At 43.3% G+C, this 434-nt stretch carries 1 pseudogene; it reads left to right on the top strand.

The annotated features are described in order from the left end of the window. Positions 1-105: 105 nt before the first annotated feature. A pseudogene (locus tag SB717_RS33805) lies at positions 106-434 on the top strand (ornithine cyclodeaminase family protein); the annotation flags it as partial.

Below are 434 nucleotides of genomic sequence, written 5' to 3'. Positions count from 1 at the left end.
TAACGGGGGATGCCTTTGTTGGGGAATTTCATAAGTTCGTGGGAGGATCTCGGGGTGAGTTGAATCGTGGATTTATGTTAGGATAAGGGGAGGGGGTGGAAAGATATGCTAGTCATAAGCGCGAACGAACAAAGAAACTTAGTAAATATGAATGAAGTTATTGAATACGCGGCGCTTGCTTTAAAAGAATTTTCCGCAGAAAGAACGATTACACCAATAAGGGGCTCATTACCATTTGCGAACGAGCAAAATACGGCATTAATTATGCCTTCAGTAGCGGAAGGGCTTGAGGCGCTTGGAGTAAAAATAGTAACGGTAGTCCCGCAAAATAAACAGATAGGAAAGAAAACGATCAACGGGATTGTGATGCTATCAGACTTTCAAACGGGAGAACCGCTCGCACTTTTAGAAGGATCGTACTTAACGATGATCCG

The sequence above is a fragment of the Priestia sp. SIMBA_032 genome, assembly GCF_046535215.1.
Taxonomy (GTDB): Bacteria; Bacillota; Bacilli; order Bacillales; family Bacillaceae_H; genus Priestia; species Priestia aryabhattai.
This window is presented reverse-complemented; position numbering and strand designations above follow the sequence as displayed.